This is a genomic window from Belnapia sp. AC561 (assembly GCF_979252845.1).
Genome location: NZ_CEEDBP010000135.1, coordinates 1 through 333, shown reverse-complemented (window position 1 = coordinate 333; position 333 = coordinate 1). Strand labels below are relative to the sequence as shown.

At 41.4% G+C, this 333-nt stretch carries 1 protein-coding gene; it reads left to right on the top strand.

All coding sequences use genetic code 11. The annotated features are described in order from the left end of the window. Positions 1-26: 26 nt before the first annotated feature. Positions 27-333, top strand: a 307-nt coding sequence (locus AC0IW9_RS30460; protein ID WP_471652050.1) for an alpha-N-acetylglucosaminidase TIM-barrel domain-containing protein, incomplete at its 3' end; no start/stop codon positions are given.

The following is a 333-nucleotide window of genomic DNA, read 5'->3' as shown; positions in this document are numbered from 1 at the left end:
CCTATATTCTGGATTCGGAAGACCCGATGTTTGCGGAAATTGGTAAAAAGTTCCTTCAGAAACAGACAGAATTGCTTGGAACAGATCATTTATATTCTGCAGATACGTTTAATGAAAACGAACCGCCATCTGCAGAGCCTGATTATCTGGCAAAACTGAGTGCAAGAATTTATGATGGCATGTCGCAAGCCGATGCAAAGGCCGTTTGGGTAATGCAGGGCTGGCTTTTTTATAGTGACAGAAAGTTTTGGAAAGCACCGCAAACCGAAGCCTTATTAAAAGCTGTACCAGATGATAAAATGATTCTGCTTGATTTGGCAACGGAAATTGAAC